Origin of the sequence: Acinetobacter stercoris (genome assembly GCF_900323515.1) — a bacterium.
Classification (GTDB): domain Bacteria; phylum Pseudomonadota; class Gammaproteobacteria; order Pseudomonadales; family Moraxellaceae; genus Acinetobacter; species Acinetobacter stercoris.
The window spans coordinates 1-1,750 of record NZ_OOGT01000363.1; the positions used below are offsets into that span (position 1 = coordinate 1).

Below are 1,750 nucleotides of genomic sequence, written 5' to 3' on the forward strand. Positions count from 1 at the left end.
CTATAAATATATATACAGTAGAAACACTTTAAATCATCTCATTTCCTCTTAAATTTTAATCACCATTTATCCAGGAGCCACTTTGTCATAAACGAGTTAAAAAAGATATTTATTATAAATAGATTTAATCTGTCTTATTGATATTATTTATAAATAAATCAAATATTTATATTTTTATTGAGCGAAGTAGTCTTCATTGTTGTAAATAACTTAATATTTACTTAAAAAAATGTTGAGAATTATATCGAGTCAATATATTTTATCGAGTTCCTGATCGCTGCGAAGCAATAAGGAAAAACTATTGAAAAATAGCGCCAAGATTAAAAAGGAAGATTTAATGAGTCAAGCTTATAGTAAAGAAGAGAAACGAAGCCGAATAAGGGGCATTGTGGGTGCCGCTTCTGGTAATTTAGTTGAATGGTTTGATTTTTATATTTATGCCGTCTTTGCCACATATTTTACCAAAGCTTTAACTGCACCACATATGGATTCAACAACTCAGGCAATTTATGTTTGGGGAGTATTCGCTGCAAGTTTCTTTATGCGTCCAATTGGTAGCTGGTTATTTGGTCGGATTGCTGATAAGCATGGTCGAAAAAAATCAATGGTTATTTCCATTGTATTGATGGCAATTAGTTCATTTTTATTTGCAGCTTTACCCACTTATGAACAGGTAGGTATGGCAGCACCATTCTTACTCCTGGTTGTCCGTTTATTACAGGGTTTATCTGTAGGTGGCGAGTATGGTGCAGTTGCTACATACATGAGTGAGCTGGGGCTAAAGGGACAACGTGGATTTTTTGCATCCTTTCAGTATGTAACACTTTCAGGTGGTCAGCTTCTGGCAAGCCTACTTGGTGTGATTTTACTGGGGTTCTTGTCTGAACAGCAGTTGCTTGACGGTGGCTGGCGTATTCCATTCGTAATTGGAGGTATTGCTGCCATTATCTCTTTGTTGGCGCGTAGTCGTTTAGAAGAAACGCTTTCACATGAAGATAGTGATAAAGAAGAATCCGGGACTTTAAAAGAGCTTTTCAAAAATCACTGGAAAACTTTCTTTTTGGTTGTGGGGTATACAGCAGCAGGATCATTAACTTTCTACGTTATTACGGTTTATTCAAAAACATATCTTACAAATCTAGGTATAGATGGTAAAACAGTTGGTTTCATCATGACTGCCTCATTGTTTGTATATATGCTTGCACAGCCTGTTTTTGGAGCACTCTCTGATCGTATTGGTCGCCGTGCAGCCATGTTGTTATACAGTGGATTGATGCTGATTTTCATTTACCCGGTCATGGTTATTGCTATGCCTCATTTTAGCCATTCACCATTTATAGTTGCATTGTTACTTATTTTCTTGATGATGATTTTAAGTTTATATACTTCTATTAGTGGCTTGGTCAAAGCTGAAATGTTCCCACCTCATGTTCGTGCTTTGGGTGTGGGCTTTTCTTATGCTGTAGGTAATGCGATATTTGGTGGTTCTGCGCCATCTGTAGCTTTACAATTTAAAGCTGCGGGTATTGAAAATACTTTCTTTATTTATGTGATTGTAATGCTCGCCATATGTTTCCTGTGCAGTTTTAAATTGCCGAAAGAACCTGAATATCTACAACATGACCATTAATTTTTAACGAATGTCATCTAAGAGCTGTATCTAAAAGATGCAGCTTTTTTATTGAAAGATGATTTGATTGGTGATGTTATTTTTAAAGAATTTTTATTCTAAATATAAATACATTTCATA

1 protein-coding gene is annotated in these 1,750 nt (G+C 35.3%); it reads left to right on the forward strand.

Translation table 11 applies throughout. From position 1 onward, the window contains the following. Window positions 1-337 precede the first annotated feature (337 nt). Entirely contained in the window at window positions 338-1,630 is a 1,293-nt protein-coding gene (locus tag KPC_RS19510) for an MFS transporter (protein ID WP_121975963.1), read from the forward strand. The last annotated feature ends 120 nt before the right edge of the window (window positions 1,631-1,750 follow it).